Here is a 22,167-nt window from a genome sequence, read left to right on the forward strand (position 1 = left end):
GCTGTCACACATGAGAAAAGGCAGCGACGTCATCGGACACAAAGCTACTGCTGCTGGCCCCCCGCCGCCTTGCTGCAGATCAATTTAACTGAAGACCGGTTCTGTGGATCAAAGGTCCAGAACGCCGGTAGCAATCGCCATTCTGACCAGCTCGGCAAGATTCTTGGCTTCCATCTTGGACATAATGTTCGCCCGATGCACCTCAACCGTCCTTGGAGAGATGTCCAGATCGTAGCCTATTGTCTTGTTGGGCAGTCCGGCGGCGATACCGGAGAGCACTTGCCGCTCGCGTTCGGTCAAAGTTGCCAATCTTTTGGCAATAAGCGGGACGTCACTCGCAGTCGCCTTTTCGAGCTCCCCCGCGGCGCGCCTTATGCTGTCGATCAGGACCTGATCCTCGAAGGGTTTCTCAATGAAATCGAGCGCGCCCGCCTTCATGGCAGCGACAGCCATCGGCACGTCGCCGTGGCCGGTAATGACGATCGCAGGAATTCGAATGCCATCGCGACGCAGCCTGCGAAGCAGCTCCACGCCATCGATATCGGGCATGCGCAGGTCGGTCACCAAACAACCTTTCTGGATGTCCGGCGCAGCCTTCAGAAATGCACTCGCCGACTCATGCAGCCTCACAGCGAAACCTTCGACCGTTAGCAGGAACGCCAGCGACTTCCTTACCGGTTCTTCGTCGTCGACAATGTGGACGACGTAGTCACCCGTGGTCATTGTTTGAATCCCTTGTATGCGGGCAATGTGAAACGGAAGGTAGCGCCGCCGTTCTCATTGCGGGCGACTGAGATCTTGCCGCCATGTGCCTCGATGATGCGCCTTGAAATGGAGAGCCCGATGCCCATCCCACCGGCCTTTGTCGTCACGAAGGGTTTGAAGATCTGTTCGGCGATCTCATCGGCGATCCCGGGGCCTGTGTCCGACACCTCGACAACCGCGAATGCGCCTTCCGGATAGGTGCGCACCGTAAGTTCGCGTCGTTCGCCCGCGCGCATCGCCTCGACCGCGTTGCGTATAAGATTGGTCAGTACCTGTTGGATCTGCACGCGATCCGTCAGTACGAAATCGGCACCTTCGTTAAACTGAAAAACGACTCGAACCCCTTGTTCGCGCGAGCCGACAAGCGCTAGAGCACCTGCCTCCTCGACGAGCTTACGGAGGTCCTCCGGCGCCTGCTCGGTTTCGCCACGCATTACGAACTCGCGCAGGTGCCGGATAATCTGGCCGGCGCGTAGTGACTGCGCGGCGATCTCTCCCAATGCCTCGCGAAGGCGCGCGGCAACCGCATCGGGGGCGTCGCGCAGCATGCGCACGCTGCCTTGCGAGTAGTTCGCAATTGTCGAGAGCGGCTGGTTGAGTTCGTGGGCAAGCGTAGAGGCCATTTCTCCAAGCTCGTTGAGACGTGCCAGACGAGCCAACTCCGACTGCACCTCCTGAAGCCTCGCCTCGGACTCTTCCCGTTCGGTGAGGTCGCGGATGAACCCAGTAAAGTAGAGGCTGTTCCCAGACCGCATCTCCCCAACGGTGAGCTTCATAGGAAAAGTTGATCCGTCCTTTCGCGAGCCCACCACAACGCGGTCCACGCCAATTATGCGTCTTTCTCCCGTTTTGAGGTAGCGGTTGATGTAATCGTCATGTTCGCGCCGATAAGGATCAGGCATCAGCATGCGCACGTTGCGGCCGACGGCTTCGTCCTCGCTGTACCCAAACTGTCGGACAGCCGCCGCATTGAAGGAGATGACCGTACCCTGGCGGTCGATGACCACGGTTGCGTCTGGCACCGTATCGAGAACAGAGGTGAGATGAGCCTCCCTCAGGCGCAGCTCTCTCTCCGTTTCTGCCATCTCGCCGTAAGCCGAACGGAGCACCTCTCCCAACCAAACTATCGTCAATCCAACGGCGGCGAAAATGCCAAGTCCGAGCCATTCGTCGGCGGAGCGAGGCGAGAGATTTACAAGAACGTAGGCGCTCGCGAGCGAAACGGCCACGCTGAGCACGCCGGGGCCGAGGCCGCCTACTATGGACGCCAGCATGATCGACGGAGCGAACACGATGAACAGAGTGGGAACGGCCCAATATTTTTGAAGAAGGTATTGAATGGCCAATGTGAGCAGCACTGCCGCCGCCGCAATCATGTAACGTGCGGTGCGGCGATCTCTCGCGAACAGAACCGCCAATAGCCTCGTGCTTCTGGATGCGTTGGGAATCGACTTCATTTTTTCACGTGGACACCAGCAGCAAGCCGAGTGTGCATTACACCCCGAAAAAGCAGGATTACGCCAGCATTTTATCTGGTGCGAAGAGACTGCTCTGTCTGCAGTTTGCGCACGCGCAACGTTCTAGGCCTTGCGATCGGTTCTTATTCGCTTCCTTAGGAGGCGTTTTTGATGAATCCTGCGTCAATCGACCCGCGCATGACAGTCGACGAGATCATGCGGCGTTGGCCGGCCACGATAAGGATTATGATACGTAACAAAATGCTCTGTGTCGGATGCCCGATCGGGATATTCCACACCGTTAGCGACGCTTGCGCGGCGCACCGGTTGGACGAGGAAGCATTCTCGACGGAACTTCTTGCCTCTATGCGCAGTGATCCGCTGGCGAATGCTTCTTCAGCTTTTGGGGAAGTGGAATCCGGTGTAGGCCTGAGTGTTACTGCCTAGGCAAGCAAGAGAACGTCTCAGCCGCGAACCGCCACGCCAGAATCACTTACGCCTCCGGCTTTCGGCAATCAGCATGAGACCATGCGGGTCGGCGACCGTCACCTTCTGTCGCCCGCTGCGCACTAGTCCCTCGTCTTCCCAGGAACTCAACACCCTGCTGACCGTGTGCAACGTCGTCCCCGTCATCTCGGCAAGGTCCTGCCTGCTGATGGGGAAGTCGATCTCTATGCCTTCTGCGGTTTTTCGGCCGGCCTGCTTGATGAGCCTCAGGATAGCGTGGGCGATCCTCTGCTCGACCTGCTCGCTGGACATCGCCATGACCTGTGCCTGAGTTTCCTGAAGTCGTGCGCCGATCGTCTGGTAAGCCGCAGCGCCGAACGCGGGGAAGCGTGACTGTAGCTCCAGCCAGGCTGAGTTGGGCCAGGAAAGAACGACGCAGTCGACCGCGGCGACGGCGGTCGCTGGAAAGGTCGTCCTGCCCATTGCCACCGCGATCCCGAAGAGTTCGCCTTCGTTTATATACCTAGCGATCACCTGATGACCTTCGGGCGAGGTGCGAACAACCCGGATGTGACCAGACAGTAGCAGGTAGAACGACTTAGCCTCCTCGTCCTGGGAAAATATCTCGGATTCCTTAGGGTAGCGCGAGGAGCGCGCGAGAACGAGTATCCGGTCGAGATCCTCGCCCGACAGCCCGGCGAAGCTTGGCAATCCGGCAATGAGGGACCGGTCGAGCGTAGGCATGCTACGGGGAGCCTTCCCTGTACTGCAGCGGTTCCGCTCCCTTTCTACCCGATGTTTGCGTTGGCGCAAACACCGGGCGCGCGCAGCAGCATATACACCGGCAGTGGTTTCCACAGGCCTGTTTAAGAAAGGAAGAAACAAATGAGCAAGACCGTTGCCATGTTCGCGATCGGAGCACTTGCCTTCGCCGGATCGGCCGACGCGGCTGAAATCAACGTCAAGATGCTCAACAAGGGAGAGAAGGGCGCGATGGTATTCGAGCCGGACTTCGTGAAAGCGGCGCCCGGCGACACTATCCGGTTCGTTCCTGTCGATAAGGGGCACAATGCCGAGACCATCAAAGGTATGGTCCCCGAGGGTGCACAACCCTTCAAGAGCAAGTTCAACGAGGAGTTCACCGTCACCCTCGACAAGGAGGGCGTCTACGGCGTCAAGTGCTCGCCCCATTATGGCATGGGCATGGTCGCTCTCATCGAGGTCGGCAATCCGGTCAACCGCGACGAGGCGAAGGCTGTGAAGCAGACCGGAAAGGCCAAGGCGGCTTTCGCCGACCTCTTCGGCCGGACTGTCGCGAGCAACTGACGCCACGCAGCCGGACCACGTGACGGAGGGCGGGTCCGGCTGCCCTTATTTCCGAGCGCAGTCACTGCCGACGCGGCCGACTATTCAGCTTGCGCGCTCAAGCGAGAAAGCCGTAACCGCCGACGACACCGACCGCCACGATCGGCCGTATGCCGAAAGCAAGCACCAGGAAGGCCAGCATTTCGCGTCGCCTCGACTTGGGCGGTATGGAGGTGACGGCCGGGTGTTCCGTGCCCTGGGTCATGACCTTCTCATGGGCCTTGGACGGGAATGCGCGATCTAAACGGATGGTACGATAGCGGGCAGAGTTTTTTCAACCTCCGCACTGGTGTTGAGTGACGGACGCGCTAACTCGTCACCCGCGCTCCGAAGAGGATACCCGCATAGCGAACGGCGAAGAGCAGAAATGCGCTGCTCCAGAGTGCGCCGCCGCAGGCGAGGACGTGCCCATACCAGCTGTCGGCGAACGGAGCCGCCACCCGAAGCGCAGCGCCGGCGGTCACAGCCACATAGATGCACGTGATCGTGCGATCAGCGACGATTTCCCGGCCCGTGTGACCAAGGCTTGCGCGTGTCATGACCGCCAGTGTCATCGTCCCGATCGCGCCGGCTGTTAGCGCGTGAAGCGCCGCACTTTGAGGAATTGACGAGAGGAGCATCGACAACCCAAGCAGCAACACGGCCGCCGCCAGCCAGCCGTAACCGAGATGGAGGACGGTGAGGATAGGCTCGGAAACGGTCTGAAGGCCGCGCCAGCGCATCAGGCGCAAGGCAAGCAGGATGCCTGCCGATAGTTGTAAGACGCCCGTCGCAGGCGCGTCCGGGATGGCGATCCAGGCCGCCGCCGCGATACCCGTGAATGCGAGCGCCGCCTTGTCCAATAGTCCGAATTTCGCGGGGAGTTCGGTTCTTCCTTCCTTCACCAGCCAGTTGCGGGTGAAGCTCGGCACGATGCGTCCGCCGATGAGGGCGATCAGCACCGTGGTCACGGCAAGGGCGAGACGATGCCCGAGATCGTGCAGAAGCAGGTCGAGATTCGCCGCATGGTCCGCGGCATTCGCCAAGCCGAAAAGCGTGATCATCACCGCCACCGGGGCGTTCTTCCAGTTCCGGCCCGCCGCGACCTCGCGCCAGACGGCAAATGCAAGGACCGCAGGGAAGGCGAGGTCGATCGCCGCTGCCGCAAATGGTTCCGACAGGAATGCGCAGGCAAGCCGCCCCGCGAGCCACAGAGCGACGAGCATGGCCAGCGGCCGCCCGCTCAGCGGGAGCCGGCCCGTCCAGTTGGGGATCGCAGTGAGAATGAAACCGGCGATCACCGCGCCGAGATAGCCGAAGAGCATTTCGTGCGCGTGCCAGTGCAGGCCATGAAACGGTCCCGGCAAGGCCCGGCCGGTGAAATACAGCCACAACCAGGTCGGGATCGCCACGCCGGCGTAGAGCGCTGCCAGGAAAAAGAACGGCCGAAAGCCGTACTGCAGGATCGGCGGTATGGAAGGTATGCGGCCGCGGCCGTCACGCGAAAAGTCGCCCGCCTTGCGGGCAAGACGTAGAAGGGAGCGGTCGGCTGGCGCGGAAGCAGGCGTCGACATCATCCGTTCCCCTGTCCGGCAGCGCGCTTGGCCGCCGCTGCCCCCCAGGACGCGAACTCAGCCACGTCCTGAAAAAGGCCCGCGATCTCGTGAAAGGTTGTGCGGTCGGGCTCGTCCGGCATGAGTTCGTCCAGTTCTCCGAGGAGTGCGATGACGACGACGATGGCATCGCGCATCTTCCTGGCGTCGGCGAGGCCGCCCGCCCGCAGGATCAGGTCTTCCTCCGCGCCCACCTTGTCGAGCACGTCGTCTGCCGTCTCCCGGCAGCCGCACTCGAGGCCCGCTTCGGCTATGCCGCGCCGCAGGCGTTCAACGACCGTCTCCCTTCCGTCGGGATTGCGATTGCCCATGGAGAAGGCGATCGCTGCTGCTGTCTTGGTTCTCATGGGCAGGCACTTTCAGCTGTCTGAGGAGCGAAACGATAACAGGTGCGCGCTGATGCGTGTCATGACCAGCGACCGCAGCGGGAACGGCGTATCCTCCCGGACGAGTCGGAAACCGAGGTGCTCCGGAGGCGTGCCGACGGCGCAGCCGCCGCTCTTGCCGTCCCGGATGAAGTTGGACATGTACGCCCTGTGGCGTCCTTCCAATACGTGGACGCCGCAGTTGACGGTCGAGTGCTCGACCGTCGCCGTGTCGGGACCAAGGGTGGCACGGATATAGCAGGTGGAGGTCCATTCCCACACGTTGCCGCCGAAGTCCTCCACCCCATTGGTGTTGGCGCCGTAGGAACCGCGAGGCTTCAGCTGCGGTTCGGCGGGCCGGTTCGCCGCAGCTTCTTCGCGGTAACGCTTGATCCAGGCGACTGCCGGATTCGCCGGGTCGTCAAAGGGTGCGGAAAAGGCGTTGCCGGAAAACCGTTCTCCGGCTGCTGCCGCCACTTCTTCTGCCGTCGGAAGCCGCCAGACATAGCCGGTCTCGCCCGAATACCAGTCGGCATATGCGGTAGCGTCGAGATAGCTCACTCCCGCCACAGGGACATCGGCTGCCTCGATTGCCGGGACATCGGCGGGCTTGCAGGCGCGGGCGGCCACGCAGCGGTCGTATTCCGCCGAGCTGACCTGCTGCTTCATGATGCGAAACGCGCTGACCGTTATTTGCTCGACCGGAGCAGCGACGGCACGGCCGGCAGCCAGAAACTCGCCGGGACGGGGATAGTCGATCCGGACGGCTCCAACCTCGACCGTATCGGCGATCGCTACCAGCCGGTTGGAAGACGTATAGTCTGACAACCCGACCAGCGCTGCGGCCAAAGCCAGCGCAGCGCCGAGCGAGGCTTCGATCAGGTTCAGGTGCATGGGAAGAGCCCCGGCTGGGAGGGCTGGTCCGGATAGCCGAGCCAGCCCGTTTCCGATGGTCAGTTGGTCGGGATCGGTCCCGGCGCCTCGACCTGCTTCATCAGGTCGTCGCTCCACTCGCCCTCGACCACGAAGTGGGCGGTCGCGCCGAGTTCGATAGCCTCGATGAGGTTGTGGTTCACGTAAGCGTAGACGCCGGGCTGCAGAAAGGTGTAGAGCGCCGCTCCGGCCGAACCGCCGCGGATGAACCAAGTTTCGAGATCCTTGGCGGGCGAATTGGCGAACTTGCCCTCTTCCCAGACATAGTCGCCATGACCGCCTATCAGATGCGGGCGAGTGTCCCGGTTCGCCTGCGAATGGACGATCAGCACCGTCTCGCCGACCTTCGCCTTCATCGCGTTGTCGCCCGTCAGCGCACCCTTGGCGCCGTTGAAGACCACGTGGGTCGGGATCAGGCTGCGCATTACTTCGACTGTGTCGGAATAGCTGTCGCCATGCGACTCATAGGTCTTGAAGTTGCCGTCCGCGTCGCGCGGCACATAGAAGTCGTTCTCGCCGATGTAGTACATTCGGTCGTAGGTGAGCGGCTCACCCTTGTCGTTCTTCAGTCCGTCGCGCGGCAGAACCATGAGCGTGCCGCTCATCCCCGACACGACATGCCACGGGATCATCGCGCCTTCCGGCGCGCAGTGATAGACGAAGGTTCCTGTGCGGGTCGCCTTGAAGCGCAGCTTCACCTGCTCGCCCGGGTTGATCAGCGTAAGCGCCCCGCCGCCCAACGCGCCGGTGGCTGCGTGGAAGTCGATGTTGTGCGGCATCCCGTTGGTCTCTGGATTGATCAGAGTCAGCTCGACATAATCCCCCTCATGGACGACCATCATCGGGCCGGGGATCGAGCCGTTGAAGGTCATGCCCTGGAGCACGGTGCCCTCGTCGTCGATGACGACCGGTTTTTCCTCGATCTTCATCGTGAATTCGACGACCTTGGGCCCACTCTTGGCAACCTGTTCGTGCGCATGCACGAAAGGCGGTGCGACCAATGCGACCTTCTCGCGCGGAAGGGCCGCGATTTCGGCCTCGTTCGCCGGGACGGCAAATGCCGGCATCGCCGCCATCACGGCTGCGGCCGCCACTCCGATCAGTGCCTGACGACGCGTAAACATTCGAGTTCTCCTGTTGCTCCATCGTTGTCGATGAGAGACTCCTACACTCTGCCGCGAAGAAACTATTTGCGCTGGAACAAACTCGCAGCAGGATTTGCCGGTGGTCGGCTGCCGTCAGGCGATGCAGTTTGTCCAAGGTCAAAGATGGATCCCGACTGACGCGATATTCGGAGCCTCCTTAAGCGGGCGGAATGGTCCGATCCGCAAAAGCCGCGACATGCTGGTCCGGCTATTCGGAGACACGTCAAAGCCTTCTTCTGGCGACTGCCTTAGCCCTCGTCACCGGCGCCGCCAGCGCCCACGTATCGTTTGAGACCGCCAGCGCCGCGGTCGGATCGCCTTACAAGGCCGTTCTGAGAGTACCTCACGGCTGCGACGGCCAACCGACCGACACCGTGCGCATCAAGATTCCGGAAGGGGTTATCGCCGTGAGGCCCGATGCTCAAGACGGGCTGGAAGCTCGAAAAGGTCGTCGCTCGATATGCGGGCGAATATGAGCTCCAAGGCGAAAGGTCCCTAGGGGGTGACGGAACTCGTATGGACCGGCGGCCGGCTCGCCGACGATGAGTTCGACGAGTTCGTCTTCAGAGCGAATCTGACGCAAAACCTGGCGGCCGGCGAGACGATTTACTTCCCGGTGATCCAGGCGTGCGGCAACACTCGAATGGACGCAGGTTCCCGCCGAAGGGCAATCGGCTCACGACCTCAAGTTGCCGGCGCCGGGTCTGGAGCATGGAGATCACATGGGCCATTGACCTATCCGACGCTGCGGGCGGCGAATGTTCGTCGCCCGCGCTTCGACAAAGCCGAGCATTCAGTCCGGTTTGTGAATATTCCAAGATTCCGGCCGGCAGCAGACGGAGCCGGGCTCATATCCTCATTCGGAGACCCTGACTGCTTGACGCGAATCCGATCCCTACGGCCGGCTAGCAACTGACCTCACCCCTGCGCAGAGGGGCTCCGTGGCTACTGTCTTCATCCTCCTCGATGAAGATACGTTCGGCTGCTCCGTCCATATCTTCATATTGTCCGCTGCGCAGCGCCCACAGAAAGGCGACGAGGCTGAGACCGCCCAGGAAAAGTGCGACAGGGATGAGATAGACAAGCGTCGTCAAGGTGCGATCCTCGCTTCCCGCAGAGTAGGGCTTCGTTCCTGCGTCGACTTGCCGTTTGAAAGGCGTAACGCGTTAGCGATGACCAGAACGGACGATAGCGACATCGCGATGGCAGCGATCAATGGCGTCACGTAGCCGAGTATTGCGATAGGCACAGCAATCGCATTGTAGACGATAGCCAGCGTTATGTTCTGTCTGATCAGGCGGTCGGCGCGGCGCGCCACCTCCAACGTCGTCGGAACCGCTGTGAGGCTTTCGTGGAGGAACACGAAGTCGGCGGCATTGCGGCCAATGTCTGCCGCAGACGCTGGTGCCATCGAGACGCGTGCGGCGCCAAGGGCCGGCGCGTCGTTGAGCCCATCGCCGATCATAAAAACCTTGTTGCCCTGGTCGGTCAGCTCCTGAATGAACCGAAGTTTGTCGGGCGGAAGCAATTCGGAATGCCAGCTTCCGATCCCGAGGCGCTTAGCTACGTCGCGACAATTGGCTTCCGTATCGCCCGACAAAATATCCACGGGAAAACCGCTATGCCGGAGCGCTGCTATCGCCTCCTCGGCACCGCCGCGCAGTGTGTCCGCCAGTTCGAACTCGGCAATCAATTCACCATTGCGGCTCAGCACGGTCCCGGGGGTGACCGCCTCAGCGCCGGGCACGGCCCATGTGGCCCTGCCGAGTTTCCACACCTCGCCGTTTCGTCGGGCTTCGATACCGAGTCCCGGGAGTTCGCGGATATCAGTAAAACCACAACGATCACTACCGCTATCGAAAGCGGCGAGGGCCTGGGAAGCCGGGTGGCGTGACCGCGATGCAAGCTCTGCCGCTGCTGCCAAAGTTTCAGGATCGATCGAAGCGGCGTTCCGGAGGGTCGGACGTCCGAGCGTCAGCGTGCCCGTCTTGTCGAAAGCAACAGCATCAACCCCGACAACTCGCTCCAGAGCCGAGCCATCCTTCATCATGATGCCAGCATCGAAAAGACGGCGCGCGGCCACTACCTGTACGATCGGTACAGCGAGTCCGAGCGCACAGGGGCAAGTGATGATCAGAACCGCGATGGCTATTGTTGCTGCCTGATGCCAATCACCATTGACCGCCATCCAGCCGAGAAAGGTGATGAAGGCGGTCAAATGGACAACCGGAGCGTAAAGCGCGGACACTCGCTCGGCGATGCGGCGATAGCGAGTGCGGCCGCCTTCAGCGGCCTCCATGAGCCGAGTCATTTCCGCCAGGAATGAAGAGGATACCGGGCGAACGGCTTCGATCTCGATTGGCCCCGTAAGATTCTGGGTACCGGCGCGCACCTCGCTGCCGGGCTCGATCTTTGCCGGATTGCTCTCGCCGTTCACCAGCGAGCAGTCGAGATCGGAGATGCCCTCGATAACGAGAGCGTCAACCGGGATCCGTTCTCCCGCCGCGATCAAAATACGCATTCCTGGCGCTATCTCGCCGACAGGCCGGTAGGAGCGCGTGCCGTCCTCGGCGACCACCACCGCCCCATGCGGCGTCAACCTGGAAAGTCCCATCACTGCCGAACGCGCTCGTTCGCGCATGACGTGATCAAGCGTGCGGCCGATGAGCAGAAAGAACAGCAGCGACACGGCGGCGTCGAAATAGGCATGATGGCCGTGGTTGATCGTCTCGTACAAACTCATCGCGTAGGCCAGTGTCACGCCGATTGCGATGGGCACGTCCATGTTCATGCGGGCGCGGCGCAGCGCGCTCCATGCCGAGCGGTAGTAGATTCGCCCCGCAAACAGCAGGGCCGGAAGCGCGATCAGTGCCGAGACCCAATGAAATAGATCCCGGGTCGCCCCCTCCGCTCCGGACCAGACCGATACGGACAACAGCATGATGTTGCTCGCTGCGAATCCGGAAACGGCAACGGCGCGGATCAATTCTGGAAGCGCGCTGTCGTCCCGCTCCGCGCTGTCGTCAAAGAGATGCGGCAAGTAGCCGAGATCCGCCAACGTGTCGCCTATGCGCGGCGACTGCGTCTCATCCCATTGGACGGTTACACGTCTTGTCGACAGATTGACACGGGCCAGCGTGACGCCCGGAAGCTTCTTCAGGCCGCCCTCGACCGTGCTGATGCACGCTGCACAGTGAACCGCAGGGATTGACAGATCGATCTGCCGGAGCCCGCCTCCCAGAGACCTGGCGGCAACGTCGAGCTCCGCAACCGACGGCGCCGTATGTTGGTTGGCGGCATCCGAGCCAGGGGCACAGCAACTCATCGGGCCGCCCCTCCGATGACGTGCAGCCGCAGCGTTTCGCGATATGGATTGGCCAATCCGGCGTTCGCCTCGATTTCCACCAGCCAGACGCCGTCGGCGAGATCATGCCTGGCGGAAAAACCGCCTCCAGAATCGCGCCCAAGCCTCACCTTGTGGTCTTGACGCTCGTCGATCGGACGCCTGAACGTCGCGGTCACGGCTTCCAGTGGAACGACAGCTTTCCCCGCATCCAGGACGCTGTATCGCAGCATGTGGTCTCTGATCAGAAGCTCACTTCGCCAATGGAGCGCGGCCTGAGCGCGCGTCTGCGCCATTTTTTCGTTGAATTCCTGGCTGGCGACGTAGGAATTGGCAACCACGAAGCCGGTCCAACTCGACCGGGCGAACATTGCCATCGTTAAGTTGACGCCGATGATCACGCCGAAGAAGGCGAGCATGATCAAGAGCATGTGACGGCCCGTGAAAGTCTCGGTACGATGCGCGCTCATTTGTCCGTCTCCGGTGCCTCGAAGCTTGCGGTGTAGACGTCGGACTCGTAGCTCGACTTGTCCTGGACGACGAAGTTGAAGGTTTGTGTCGCGTCCGCAATGTTGCCTGCGGGCTGACGAACATAGACCTTCAGCGTCTTCAGCCGATCGGGCTCGACCTGTGCAGCGAAGGAGCGATCCTCTGGTTGATCCAGGCCGACCACGCTCATTTCCGCGCCCCGCAGGCCTTGAAGCGTCACGATGATCGTCCGTGGTTCGGGGATCATGTTCAAAAGCTTGACCGTATAGCCGTTGCGGATCGACCCATCCGAGAGCGTGACGAACTGCGGATTGCGGTCGTGGAGCACATTGACCTGCAGCCGGTCGCGCGTGAGCAGACCATAAAGCAGCAATACGCCAACGAGCGACCATGCGCCGAAATAGACCAGCGTCCTCGGCCTGAATATTTGGGTCAGACTATAGTGAGCAAAACCGGGCCGAAGCTTTCTGTCTTCACCGCGGACCAACGTAGGAGTGATAGCCGAAGTACCGTCCGCCGTCGCGAGATTCATGTTGTAGTTGTAGTCGTCGAGCGTGGCATAGGAGATCAGACCTCGCTCCTTGCCAAGCTTGTCCATGACGTTCTCGCAAGCGTCGATGCAGAGCGCACAGGTGATGCATTCGAGTTGCTGCCCGTCGCGGATGTCGATACCCATGGGACACACCGCCACGCAGGCGTTGCAGTCGACGCAATCGCCCACCGGCTGACCGGCCGCGGACATCTTCTTCGAATGGCGGGATCGAGGTTCGCCCCGCCAGTCGTTGTAGGTGACCGTCAGGGAATGCTCATCGAGCATAGCGGCCTGGATGCGCGGCCACGGACACATATATGTGCACACCTGCTCGCGCATCAGGCCGCCAAGAACATAGGTGGTGGCGGTAAGGCCGGCTACAGTCAGATAGGCGATCGGGGCGCCTTGCCCCGTGGCGAGGTCGACCAGAAGCGTTGGCGCGTCGGCGAAGTAGAAAACCCATGCGCCGCCCGTTACCACAGCGATCACAAGCCAGATCGCATGCTTTGTCACACGCAACGTCAATTTCGTCTTCGACCAGGGCGCCTCATCGAGCTTGATGCGGGTGTTGCGGTCACCTTCGATCATGCATTCGACGGCTAGAAACAGATCGACCCAGACGGTCTGCGGGCAGGTGTATCCGCACCATGCGCGTCCAACGCTCGACGTCACCAGGAATAGCCCGAAGCCGGCCATGACGAGCAGACCGGCAACCAGATAGAGCTCTTGCGGCCAAATCTCGATGAAGAAGAAATAAAAACGGCGGTTGGCCAGATCGACGAGCACCGCCTGGTCCGGCGCGAACGGCCCGCGATCCCACCTCAACCACGGCGTCAGGTAGTAGATGCCGAGGGTTATCAACATCACGGTCCATTTGAAGCGACGGAATCGGCCCTCGGCCCGCTTCGGGAAGATTTTCGTGCGCGCGGTGTAAAGAGGTTGCCGCAGCCGCGGGGAATTCACCGGCGTGGCGTTGAGTCTTTCGACCTCTGTCGTGTCAAGCATGGCATTTCCATCAGTGAGCCACCTCAAGGAAAAGCGACAGGCGGCCGATGACCCAACAACTACTTGCGCGCTGCGACAAGCACATTGACCGAGGTCAAACGCCCCAAAGGTTGAGGCCCGGCAAATTGCCGGGCCTCTCGCTTGGCTACCCCCCGCGAGCCGATCGGATTCCGACCTACTCGCCGCCGCCAAGCGAATGCACGTATGTGGCCAGTTCCTTCACGTTGATGTCGCCGAGTCTTCCCTGCCACGCGGGCATGACCCCGTGCTTGGGTGACCTAATCTGCGCTGCAAAGGTAGACTCGGTGCTGACGTAAAGCGCGATCGCATCCGTCAGGTCGGGAGCGCCCAACTCCTTGTTGCCCTTGCCAGCATCGCCGTGGCACGAAGCGCAGTTTTCGGCGAAGACCGTCTTTCCCGCTTCGGCCTGCATGGGGTCCGTTTCGATGCCGGACAAGGATGCAGCGAAACTGGCAACGCTGGCGATCTGCTGCGGCTCCAGAATATCTTTGAAAGCGGGCATCTCGGAAACGCGCGTGTCAGAATCTGCCGAGAAGCGGACGCCGTGCGCGATGGTCTGTTGGATGGTGGCTATGTCGCCGCCCCACAACCAGTCGTCGTCGTTGAGATTCGGGAAGCCCTCCGATCCTTCGGCTCCCGATCCGTGGCACTGGACGCAGTTGACTTTGTACGCCGCGGCGCCGGCGGCAGTTGCGAAGGTTCGCAGATTTTCATCTGCGATTATCTCTTCGACCGATTTAGCGGAAATGGCAGCGATATAGTCGGCCTTCGCGGTCTCCACGGCTTTGAGTTCATCCTTGACCTCCGTGCGGCTGGAGTAGCCAAGCAGTCCGGTAGTCGCCGATGAGAGAAGCGGCCACGCCGGATAAGCAACGGCATAGGCGATTGCCCACACGATCGTCGCGTAAAAAGTCCAGACCCACCAGCGGGGCATGGGATTGTCGAGCTCGCGTATCCCGTCCCATTCGTGCCCCGTCGTGCTGACGCCCGATATTTCGTCGATTTGCTTCTCGCTCATCTCAGTCATCCTTGAGTGGGATTTGCGCAGCCTCGTTGGCGCTTTGGCGACTGCCCGGGCGGAAGGCAAAGATAGCAACGCCTACGAAGAACAAGGCCATGGCGAGGAGGCCCCAGCTGTCGGCGAAATGCCGCATGGCGGTGTATGCTTCCATCATCGCCTCCTAGCGCGCACCGGCTGCTTCGTCGTAGGTCGAGAAATCAACGAGCGTGCCGAGCATCTGCAGGTAGGCGACCAGCGCATCCATCTCCGTCAGGGTCTGCGGGTCGCCGTCGAAATCGCCAAGCTTGATTTTGGGATAGCGAGCCTCGACGCCCGACGTTTCCGCCTCGGGATCTGCCTGCGCATGCAGGTCGGCTTCGGCGTTCGAGATCATCTCGTCTGAATAGGGAACTCCGACACGCGCGTTGGCCACGAGATGAGTTGAGAAGTCCTTGACGTCGAGTGGCGTGTGACGGAGGAAGGCGTAGCTTGGCATGATCGACTCGGGCACGACCGACCGAGGCTCTTCCAGATGCCGCACATGCCACTCGTTCGAGTAGCGGTCGCCTACCCTCGCCAGATCCGGTCCCGTTCGCTTTGAGCCCCACTGGAACGGATGATCGTACATCGACTCGGCGGCGAGGCTGTAATGACCATAGCGCTCCACTTCGTCCCGGAACGGCCGGATCATCTGACTGTGACAGACGTAGCAGCCTTCGCGGATGTAGATATCCCTGCCGGCCAGCTCCAGCGGCGAGTAGGGTCGCATTCCCTCGACCTTCTCGATTGTGTTTTCGAGATAGAACAGGGGGGCAATCTCGACGATGCCGCCGATGCTGACTACCAGCAACGAGCCGACGAGCAGCAGCGTCGCGTTCTTTTCCAGGATGGCGTGTTTGTCCATCAAAGCCATTGGGAACGTCCTTATTCGGCAGGCTGGAGTGCGGGCACAGCGCTGCCCGCGGGCTGCTCCTCGCGCTGGTAGCCGAGGATCGTCATCGTGATATTGAACGCCATGATCAGGGCGCCGGCGAGATAGAGGCCGCCGCCAAGCGCGCGCATCACGTAATAGGGGTACATGGCCGCCACCGTTTCCGCGAAGGAGTACACGAGAAAACCCTGGTCGTCGTATTCGCGCCACATCAGGCCCTGCATGATGCCCGACACCCACATCACAGCCGCGTAGACGACGATGCCGAGCGTCGCGAGCCAGAAGTGCCACGTGACGAGCCGGCTCGAGTAGAGCCGCTCGCGGTACCATAGTTTGGGAACCATGTAGTAGACGGCCGCAAAGGAGATCAGTCCGACCCAGCCGAGCGCGCCCGAGTGGACATGGCCGATCGTCCAGTCGGTGTAGTGGCTAAGCGAGTTTACGGACTTGATCGACATCATCGGCCCTTCGAAGGTCGACATGCCGTAAAACGCGATGGCCGCCACCATCATCCGCACGATCGGGTCCGTGCGGATCTTGTCCCAGGCGCCCGACAGCGTCATCAGACCGTTGATCATTCCGCCCCAGGAGGGCATCCACAACATCACCGAAAACACCATGCCGAGCGTCTGCGCCCAGTCGGGCAAAGCCGTATAGTGCAGATGATGTGGGCCAGCCCAGATGTACATGAAAATCAGGGCCCAGAAGTGGATGATCGATAGGCGGTAGGAATAGACGGGCCGGTTCACCTGCTTCGGCACAAAATAGTACATCATGCCGAGGAAGCCGGCTGTCAGGAAGAAACCGACGGCGTTGTGGCCGTACCACCATTGTGTCAGCGCGTCCTGCACGCCGGCGAAAGCCGAGTAGCTCTTGGAGCCGACAAAAGAGACTGGCATCGACAAATTGTTGACGACGTGCAGCATCGCAATCGTCACGATGAAAGAAAGATAGAACCAGTTCGCGACGTAGATGTGCGGCTCTTTTCGTTTCAGGATCGTGCCGAGGAATACCGCGAGATAGGCTACCCAAACGACCGTCAACCATAAGTCGACATACCATTCCGGCTCGGCGTACTCCCTGCTCTCGGTAATGCCGAGCAGATAGCCGGTCGCCGCCATCACGATGAAGAGTTGGTAGCCCCAGAAGACGAACCACGGCAGGCTGCCACCAAAAAGCCTGGCGCGGCATGTGCGTTGGACCACGTAAAAAGATGTCGCGATAAGCGCGTTGCCGCCGAAGGCGAACACGACCGCGGACGTATGTAATGGGCGCATCCGGCCGAAATTGAACCAAGGCTCGACGTTCAGATCCGGGTAGGCGAGTTGCAGGGCGATAACGACGCCAACCAGCAGGCCGACGACGGCCCAGAACATGGTTGCGATCGATCCGTAACGGATCGGCCCGTCCATATAAGCATCCGGGTCCACCGGCTTTGCGGGTGCAAAACTTGTGGCCCGCATCAGGATGACGGCACTGCCGGCGAGAACGAAGAACAGCACCCACATGTGCTGTCGAAACAGGTCGTCGGCTGCGAACCCAGCGCCAAGCAGCGCAAAGAATGCGAAAAGCGAAATGCAAGCTATCTCGGTGCCGTATTTCATCGGGCCCCCACATTCGTAGCATCGGGTGGTGAGACACGTATTGGCGACCGGAACGATTCACCTTGATCCAAATCAAATGGACAGGGGAGCCTCGCGCTTAATCTATGCAAACGTAGAGGAACCAGGCGTGATGGCAGCTCCGGATTGGGCAATAACGTGCGATTGCGTCGACGACTGCACAGTCGCGAGTAGTTGCTCTCCCGCGCGCGAGCCCTGTCTGCACATGGCGCGGATCTACGCTTCCAAGATCAGCCTATGCGACGATCTGGAAGCCATTGCCGATAGTTTGCCCGGTCACGTCGATCGGCTGCACTGTCTCAACGTTGCAAGCCGGCTTCTGCCGGCATTACGTCAATCGCATCGATACGAGGAACAGGTGCTTTTCCCTGCTTTTGAGCGCGGCAGAGCAGCGAGCTTAAGAAGCAACAGATCCGTTCAGCGGCTGAAGACGGAGCACATATACGACGAGGGTGCAGCGGAGGAGATTACCGATGCGCTGATGTGGATTGGGCACGGTGGCGACGTCGCGAATCCTGAAGCTCTCGGATTCATGCTTCGGGCATTTTTCGATACGGTTCGCCGACACATTGCCTTCGAACGCGAACATGTCTTCCCGACGCTTGGCAAGGGGTTAGACGCCGGCGACGCGTGATAATTTGGCGAGATTCGGGATCTCGACGTGGCGATTGTGTACGATCGCTGTTCGTTCCGCGCTTAGCTTTGTCAGCTGGCGGCTTACCGTCTCGATTGTCAGGCCGAGGAAATCCGCAATGTCCGCACGCGACAGCGGTAGGTCGAACGACGCCGATCGGCGATCCGGTTCCAGCGGGTCGATATTCTGCGCGATGAGCAGGAGAAAGCTCGCTACCTTCTCGGAAGCTGTCTTTCTACCGAGTGTGAGCATCCACTGGCGTGCCTCGTCAAGTTCCCGCAAGGTTTGCCCCAGGATGCGTTTCTCCAAGGCCGGAGACTCGTCGATCAGGCGCTCGAGTGCACTCTTCGGAAAAGTGCATAGGCTTAGATCCGTCGCCGCCTCGACGTCGAGCACGCTTTCTCGCCCGAAGGGACGACCGAGAAAATCCGGAGCAAATTGCAGGCCGACGATCTGTTGGCGCCCGTCCGGGAGCGCCTTCGTCAGCTTCACAACGCCGGAAAGGATGTTTGCGTAGCTTTCGATCACTTCCGCGTCGCCGACGACTTCCGAACCCTCGTCAAGGTGCTGCTTGGTCGAGGCTCTCGCCAAAGCGACCAGCTGGTCGGGTTGCAGCGCGCCGCACACGCCGCGATGCCGCGCCTCGCACGATGTGCACAGCACGGGTATTCCGCTGGTGTGGACGTCCTGACGCAACCCGAGCCCCATCGATGAGATGGCTGGATGTTAGCAACCTCGTTGCTTCCGTGCACCGTGTCAGTTTGTCCGAGCTTGATCGAGATCAACGAACCTCGCTCCGGCACATGGCATCGGGGCCTTTCATCGGAGTTGGCAAATGACGGTACATGCGACCAGCGCTCTCAGCGAAATCGTTCCGCGGTATACAAGCTATCCGACAGCCCCCCATTTCCATACCGGAATCGGCGAAAGCGACGCCAAGAGATGGATATCGCAGCTCCAGAGCGGCAACGCAGTCTCGCTCTATGTCCATATTCCGTTCTGCGACAAGCTGTGTTGGTTCTGTGCGTGCCACACCAAACATACGCTTCACTACAAGCCGGTCGCCGACTTCCTCGTTGCTCTCCATGAAGAAATTCGGCTGGTTTCGTCGCAACTGCCGAGCGGCGTGCACGTCAAAGCTATTCACTTCGGTGGCGGCTCGCCGACCATGCTGCGTCCGCACGATCTGATCCATCTGGTCGGCATGATACGATCCTCACTCCATGTAGATCGAACTGTCGCACTCAGTGTCGAAATCGACCCCAACGACATGGACGATCACAGGCTCGACGCTCTTGCAGTCATCGGCCTCACACGGGCGAGCCTTGGGGTCCAGGACTTCGATCCGAAGGTGCAGAACGCCATCAACAGGATGCAGAGCTTCGAGCTGACAAAGAAAGTCGTGGAAGGTCTGCGCGCACGCGGCGCTGTCTCGGTCAATCTCGACCTTCTTTACGGTCTGCCGCACCAGACGGTGGCAAGTGTCGCCGAAACTGTTCGACTGGCGCTATCTCTGCGTCCGGATCGGATCGCCTTGTTCGGATACGCTCATGTGCCCTGGTTCAAAAAGCATCAAACGATGATCGACGAGGCTTCGCTGCCAGATGGAGAGCAGCGGTTTGCTCAGTCGAGAAAGGCTGCATCGATCATTGCAAAGGGTGGTTATGACGCTATCGGCATCGACCATTTCGCTCTGCCCGACGACAGCCTGTCCGAAGCGGCGCGGCGTCACCGACTTCACCGCAATTTTCAGGGTTACACCGACGACGGTTGCGAAACCTTGATCGGGATGGGTCCCTCATCGATCAGCCGGTATCGCCAAGGCTATGCGCAGAACATCATAGCAGCGGGCGAGTACGAGAAGGCGGTGCATGCCGGTCGTCTGCCAGTTTCGCGCGGCATCGAATTCAGCCGCGACGATGTTGCAACTGCCTGGCTAATCGAGCGTCTGATGTGCGATTTCGAGTTTTCAGTGGAGGAGTTGGTTCAGCAGTTTGGCGATTGTGGTCAGTCGCTCCTGGCCGAAGCCGCTCGGCTCGCCAGAGGGGAGCCTGACAAGTTGTTGTTGGAGAACGACAGATTTATAGTGCCGGCCGGGCAAAGGCCGCTCGTTCGCACGATCGCAGCGCGCTTCGACAGATACCTGCATCGAGGCACGGCCCGACATTCGGCCGCAGTCTAACGACCTTGACCGTGAGGGATGCGGGGCAGAAAGGCGCTCATCAACCGTGGCATGTCTTGGCATCGTGAAAAGGGGACGGCTAAAAATGCTCTCCTGCTCTGAACGGTCCGACGCGCGTGCCGGCAGCGACTAGATATGCCGTCGACCAGCCGATGAGTAGGAAGCCATTAATTCCTTCCAGCGCGGCGAGGATACGCCAATCGTAGCCCGGCACGACGTCGCCGTAGCCAATCGTCGAAAAGGTGACTGTCGAAAAGTAGAGAGCAGTTTCGAAGTCGTGAAGAACGCCGAGCCACAGATACAACCCCGCCCAGATCCATATCTCGACCGAGATGACCGCGAACAAAGCGACGACGACGATAATCATGGCCAGCATTCGGCTGCGGCGGCCATGAATCCGAAGCCGGGAAATGCCAAGGGCGACCGCCTTCGTCGTGAGTATGAGGCCGACCGTGTGTACCAGCACGTTAAAGCCGATAATGGCAGTGCCGACTGCGAGATTGCTTATCATTTTCTGGTGTTAGCAGGTCCTGCTGTTGCCATTATTGCGGCAAGTCAAACAGTCACTTATAAATTTCAAGGAACCCGTTGACCGACTCCCTGTCCTTGCTGATCGCTTTTGGCGTGACGTCTCTCGCCATCGAGATGACGCCGGGCCCGAATATGGGCTACTTGGCGGTCCTCGGCATCAGCCAAGGACGACTGGCTGGCCTCTCCGCTGTGCTAGGTGTCGCCCTCGGGCTCTGTGTGCTCGGTCTTTTGGTTGGCTTCGGCGCCGGCTCGTTTGTCCTGGACAATCGCTGGGCCTACGAAGCCCTGCGGTGGGCGGGATCACTCTATCTGATGTGGCTGGCTTATGATGGCTGGCGCGATTGCCGGCAAGGCGCTGGATGTCCCGGCTGCAGGAGCATCCTTCCTGCGTCATTTCCGACGCGGTCTGATTACAAATCTGCTCAATCCAAAGGCTGCGATATTTTTCGTTGCCGTTCTGCCGAAATTCGTCGATCCGACCCAAAGACAAGAGAGCCAACTGCTTCTGCTTGTCGCGATCTATGTCGGTATAGCAACCGCTGTTCATGCCGCAGTGGTTTTGCTAGCAAGTCTGCTCCAGCCAATGTTCACGAGGCCCGCCCTACGGCGCGGCAGTTCGGCTGTCTCCGCGCTGTTGCTTGGGGGCGTTGCCATATGGCTGTTGTTCTAGCATGGCAGGCCGTGATCACACGCCAACAATGAACTGGCGTCCCGAAGCCTTTCTGCGGCGAATATGAGCCTGGATAGGCGTATGCGTGCTTCAATGGGATAGCAGCACCGGCATTTCGAGATCGCTGAAGACGCCCTCGGTTGCACCGCCAAGCACAAAGTCTCTGACGCGCGAATGACCAAACCCACCCATGACAAGAAGCGTGGCGCCGAGGTCAATCGCGCGCTGCTGCAACGTGGCGCTGATCGGGCAGTCCTCCGCACTGATCTCCACTGCCTCCGCCGATAGCCCACGCTTTTGCAGGCTGGTAGCCAGGCGCGCGCCTGCGTCTTTCTCGGGGAGGGGCTTTTCACCGATGATGGTGAGGACAGAAATCTTGGCGGCTCGTTGGAGCAGCGGCGTTGCGTCGGCAACTGCCCGTGCGGCAACGCGGCTGCCGTCCCAAGCAATCGCTACATGATCAATGGGAACCGGGTGAACAACTTCAGGAACCAGGATCGTGGGGCGGCCTGATCCAAATACGATCGCCTCGGCCGTCATTCGCGATGTCGGGTTATTCGCTTCCCATCCGACGAATACGAGATCGAAATATCTCGCATGAGTCGCGGCAGTATCCCCAAGAAAGGCAGGAGCTGCCGTCATTGTGTCAGTCGTAATCTCCACTCCGTACTGCGATGCTTGCCTGTTGACGCCTGCCAATATCTCCTCGCTCCGCTTGCGGCTCGTGGCCTCGGCTGCGCGGATCATCTCAGGCGTGTTCAGCAGTAGCCGCGACAGGGCACTGGAGATTGGTGGAAAGTCGACGTTCACCGCCAGGATATGAAGCGCGACATTCAGCTGCGCAGCCATTCCAACGACATTGGCCGCCACCGATTCCGAGATCGGATCAGGATAGGTGATGACGGGAAGAAGTGCGTTGCGTTTCATCATGGTTTCCTCGGGGTAAGCCGCTCGCATGTCATCTTTTTCTCGGCGCGAAACGACAGGATGCTATAATCGCTAGGCTGTATCCTCGTGCTTTGATTCAGCTCAAGAAGCCGCCCCCGGAATGTTGGTAAAGTTTGCCACAGGCATTTCTTCCGAAGCCGCGGCAGCGCGGCTGTTGGGCGCCGCAACACAACAGGCTTGGTCGCTGATG

23 protein-coding genes and 1 pseudogene are annotated in these 22,167 nt (G+C 60.4%); 5 read left to right on the forward strand and 19 right to left on the reverse strand.

What is annotated here, in order from left to right; all coding sequences use genetic code 11:
- Positions 1-108: 108 nt before the first annotated feature.
- The gene (gene fixJ / locus EOA78_RS12525) at positions 109-723 is read right to left on the reverse strand and encodes a response regulator FixJ (protein WP_127315382.1); all 615 of its coding nucleotides are present in this window, start codon (positions 721-723) and stop codon (positions 109-111) included.
- Positions 720-2,141, reverse strand: coding sequence for a PAS domain-containing sensor histidine kinase (locus tag EOA78_RS12530; RefSeq protein ID WP_245477484.1), 1,422 nt, complete (start codon positions 2,139-2,141; stop codon positions 720-722). Before EOA78_RS12530 ends, fixJ begins: the two co-directional genes overlap by 4 nt.
- Positions 2,142-2,420: 279 nt before the next feature.
- Here EOA78_RS12530 and EOA78_RS12535 point away from each other — a divergent pair, with 279 nt between their 5' ends.
- On the forward strand, positions 2,421-2,669 hold the full coding sequence (locus EOA78_RS12535; protein WP_348628476.1) for a DUF1858 domain-containing protein: 249 nt from the start codon (positions 2,421-2,423) through the stop codon (positions 2,667-2,669).
- 42 nt (positions 2,670-2,711) lie between these two features.
- Here the strand turns inward: EOA78_RS12535 and EOA78_RS12540 are convergent, their stop codons facing one another.
- On the reverse strand, positions 2,712-3,413 hold the full coding sequence (locus EOA78_RS12540; RefSeq protein WP_127315385.1) for a Crp/Fnr family transcriptional regulator: 702 nt from the start codon (positions 3,411-3,413) through the stop codon (positions 2,712-2,714).
- A gap of 141 nt (positions 3,414-3,554) precedes the next feature.
- Between EOA78_RS12540 and EOA78_RS12545 the strand changes: the two genes are divergently transcribed.
- Positions 3,555-3,995, forward strand: a complete 441-nt coding sequence (locus EOA78_RS12545) for a pseudoazurin (RefSeq protein ID WP_127315386.1) — start codon at positions 3,555-3,557, stop codon at positions 3,993-3,995.
- A gap of 97 nt (positions 3,996-4,092) precedes the next feature.
- Here the strand turns inward: EOA78_RS12545 and EOA78_RS12550 are convergent, their stop codons facing one another.
- From EOA78_RS12550 to nirK, 5 genes are all read right to left on the reverse strand, one after another.
- A complete protein-coding gene (locus EOA78_RS12550) occupies positions 4,093-4,239 on the reverse strand; it encodes a hypothetical protein (protein WP_127315387.1) in 147 nt (48 codons plus the stop codon).
- 103 nt (positions 4,240-4,342) lie between these two features.
- On the reverse strand, positions 4,343-5,590 hold the full coding sequence (locus EOA78_RS12555) for an NnrS family protein (protein ID WP_348628475.1): 1,248 nt from the start codon (positions 5,588-5,590) through the stop codon (positions 4,343-4,345).
- On the reverse strand, positions 5,587-5,973 hold the full coding sequence (locus EOA78_RS12560; protein WP_127315389.1) for a hypothetical protein: 387 nt from the start codon (positions 5,971-5,973) through the stop codon (positions 5,587-5,589). Before EOA78_RS12560 ends, EOA78_RS12555 begins: the two co-directional genes overlap by 4 nt.
- Positions 5,974-5,985: 12 nt before the next feature.
- The gene (locus EOA78_RS12565) at positions 5,986-6,885 is read right to left on the reverse strand and encodes an SUMF1/EgtB/PvdO family nonheme iron enzyme (protein WP_127315390.1); all 900 of its coding nucleotides are present in this window, start codon (positions 6,883-6,885) and stop codon (positions 5,986-5,988) included.
- Positions 6,886-6,944: 59 nt separating this feature from the next.
- Positions 6,945-8,048 (reverse strand): copper-containing nitrite reductase, encoded by a 1,104-nt coding sequence (gene nirK, locus EOA78_RS12570; protein ID WP_127315391.1) that lies wholly within the window; start codon positions 8,046-8,048, stop codon positions 6,945-6,947.
- 191 nt (positions 8,049-8,239) lie between these two features.
- Here nirK and EOA78_RS12575 point away from each other — a divergent pair.
- Positions 8,240-8,803, forward strand: a pseudogene (locus tag EOA78_RS12575) (DUF1775 domain-containing protein).
- Between the two features lie 171 nt (positions 8,804-8,974).
- Here the strand turns inward: EOA78_RS12575 and ccoS are convergent.
- From ccoS to ccoN, 8 genes are all read right to left on the reverse strand, one after another.
- On the reverse strand, positions 8,975-9,163 hold the full coding sequence (gene ccoS / locus EOA78_RS12580) for a cbb3-type cytochrome oxidase assembly protein CcoS (protein WP_127315392.1): 189 nt from the start codon (positions 9,161-9,163) through the stop codon (positions 8,975-8,977).
- Positions 9,160-11,394: a cation-translocating P-type ATPase gene (locus tag EOA78_RS12585; RefSeq protein WP_127315393.1), complete on the reverse strand. Its 2,235-nt coding sequence runs from the start codon at positions 11,392-11,394 to the stop codon at positions 9,160-9,162. Before EOA78_RS12585 ends, ccoS begins: the two co-directional genes overlap by 4 nt.
- On the reverse strand, positions 11,391-11,882 hold the full coding sequence (locus EOA78_RS12590; protein ID WP_127315394.1) for a FixH family protein: 492 nt from the start codon (positions 11,880-11,882) through the stop codon (positions 11,391-11,393). Before EOA78_RS12590 ends, EOA78_RS12585 begins: the two co-directional genes overlap by 4 nt.
- Positions 11,879-13,438, reverse strand: a complete 1,560-nt coding sequence (ccoG, locus tag EOA78_RS12595) for a cytochrome c oxidase accessory protein CcoG (RefSeq protein ID WP_127315427.1) — start codon at positions 13,436-13,438, stop codon at positions 11,879-11,881. Before ccoG ends, EOA78_RS12590 begins: the two co-directional genes overlap by 4 nt.
- A 175-nt stretch (positions 13,439-13,613) precedes the next feature.
- The gene (ccoP, locus tag EOA78_RS12600) at positions 13,614-14,477 is read right to left on the reverse strand and encodes a cytochrome-c oxidase, cbb3-type subunit III (RefSeq protein WP_127315395.1); all 864 of its coding nucleotides are present in this window, start codon (positions 14,475-14,477) and stop codon (positions 13,614-13,616) included.
- Between the two features lies 1 nt (position 14,478).
- A complete protein-coding gene (locus EOA78_RS12605) occupies positions 14,479-14,631 on the reverse strand; it encodes a cbb3-type cytochrome c oxidase subunit 3 (RefSeq protein WP_127315396.1) in 153 nt (50 codons plus the stop codon).
- 9 nt (positions 14,632-14,640) lie between these two features.
- The gene (gene ccoO / locus EOA78_RS12610) at positions 14,641-15,372 is read right to left on the reverse strand and encodes a cytochrome-c oxidase, cbb3-type subunit II (RefSeq protein WP_127315397.1); all 732 of its coding nucleotides are present in this window, start codon (positions 15,370-15,372) and stop codon (positions 14,641-14,643) included.
- A gap of 11 nt (positions 15,373-15,383) precedes the next feature.
- Entirely contained in the window at positions 15,384-16,994 is a 1,611-nt protein-coding gene (gene ccoN, locus EOA78_RS12615) for a cytochrome-c oxidase, cbb3-type subunit I (RefSeq protein WP_127315398.1), read from the reverse strand.
- A 223-nt stretch (positions 16,995-17,217) separates the two neighbouring features.
- Here ccoN and EOA78_RS12620 point away from each other — a divergent pair, with 223 nt between their 5' ends.
- Positions 17,218-17,646, forward strand: coding sequence for a hemerythrin domain-containing protein (locus EOA78_RS12620; protein ID WP_127315399.1), 429 nt, complete (start codon positions 17,218-17,220; stop codon positions 17,644-17,646).
- Here the strand turns inward: EOA78_RS12620 and EOA78_RS12625 are convergent.
- Positions 17,626-18,354, reverse strand: a complete 729-nt coding sequence (locus EOA78_RS12625; protein ID WP_127315400.1) for a Crp/Fnr family transcriptional regulator — start codon at positions 18,352-18,354, stop codon at positions 17,626-17,628. The two genes, EOA78_RS12620 and EOA78_RS12625, sit on opposite strands and share 21 nt — an antisense overlap.
- A gap of 127 nt (positions 18,355-18,481) precedes the next feature.
- Here EOA78_RS12625 and hemN point away from each other — a divergent pair, with 127 nt between their 5' ends.
- Positions 18,482-19,828 (forward strand): oxygen-independent coproporphyrinogen III oxidase, encoded by a 1,347-nt coding sequence (hemN, locus tag EOA78_RS12630; protein ID WP_127315401.1) that lies wholly within the window; start codon positions 18,482-18,484, stop codon positions 19,826-19,828.
- A 79-nt stretch (positions 19,829-19,907) separates the two neighbouring features.
- Here the strand turns inward: hemN and EOA78_RS12635 are convergent, their stop codons facing one another.
- Together EOA78_RS12635 and EOA78_RS12645 are read right to left on the reverse strand one after the other, a co-directional pair.
- The gene (locus tag EOA78_RS12635; protein WP_127315402.1) at positions 19,908-20,339 is read right to left on the reverse strand and encodes a potassium channel family protein; all 432 of its coding nucleotides are present in this window, start codon (positions 20,337-20,339) and stop codon (positions 19,908-19,910) included.
- 780 nt (positions 20,340-21,119) lie between these two features.
- Positions 21,120-21,959 carry a universal stress protein gene (locus EOA78_RS12645; protein WP_245477482.1) on the reverse strand — a complete coding sequence of 280 codons (840 nt, stop codon included), beginning with the start codon at positions 21,957-21,959 and terminating at the stop codon, positions 21,120-21,122.
- Positions 21,960-22,167: the final 208 nt, after the last annotated feature.

Origin of the sequence: Mesorhizobium sp. M5C.F.Cr.IN.023.01.1.1 (assembly GCF_003997585.1) — a bacterium.
In the GTDB taxonomy this organism is placed as follows: Bacteria; Pseudomonadota; Alphaproteobacteria; order Rhizobiales; family Rhizobiaceae; genus Mesorhizobium; species Mesorhizobium wenxiniae.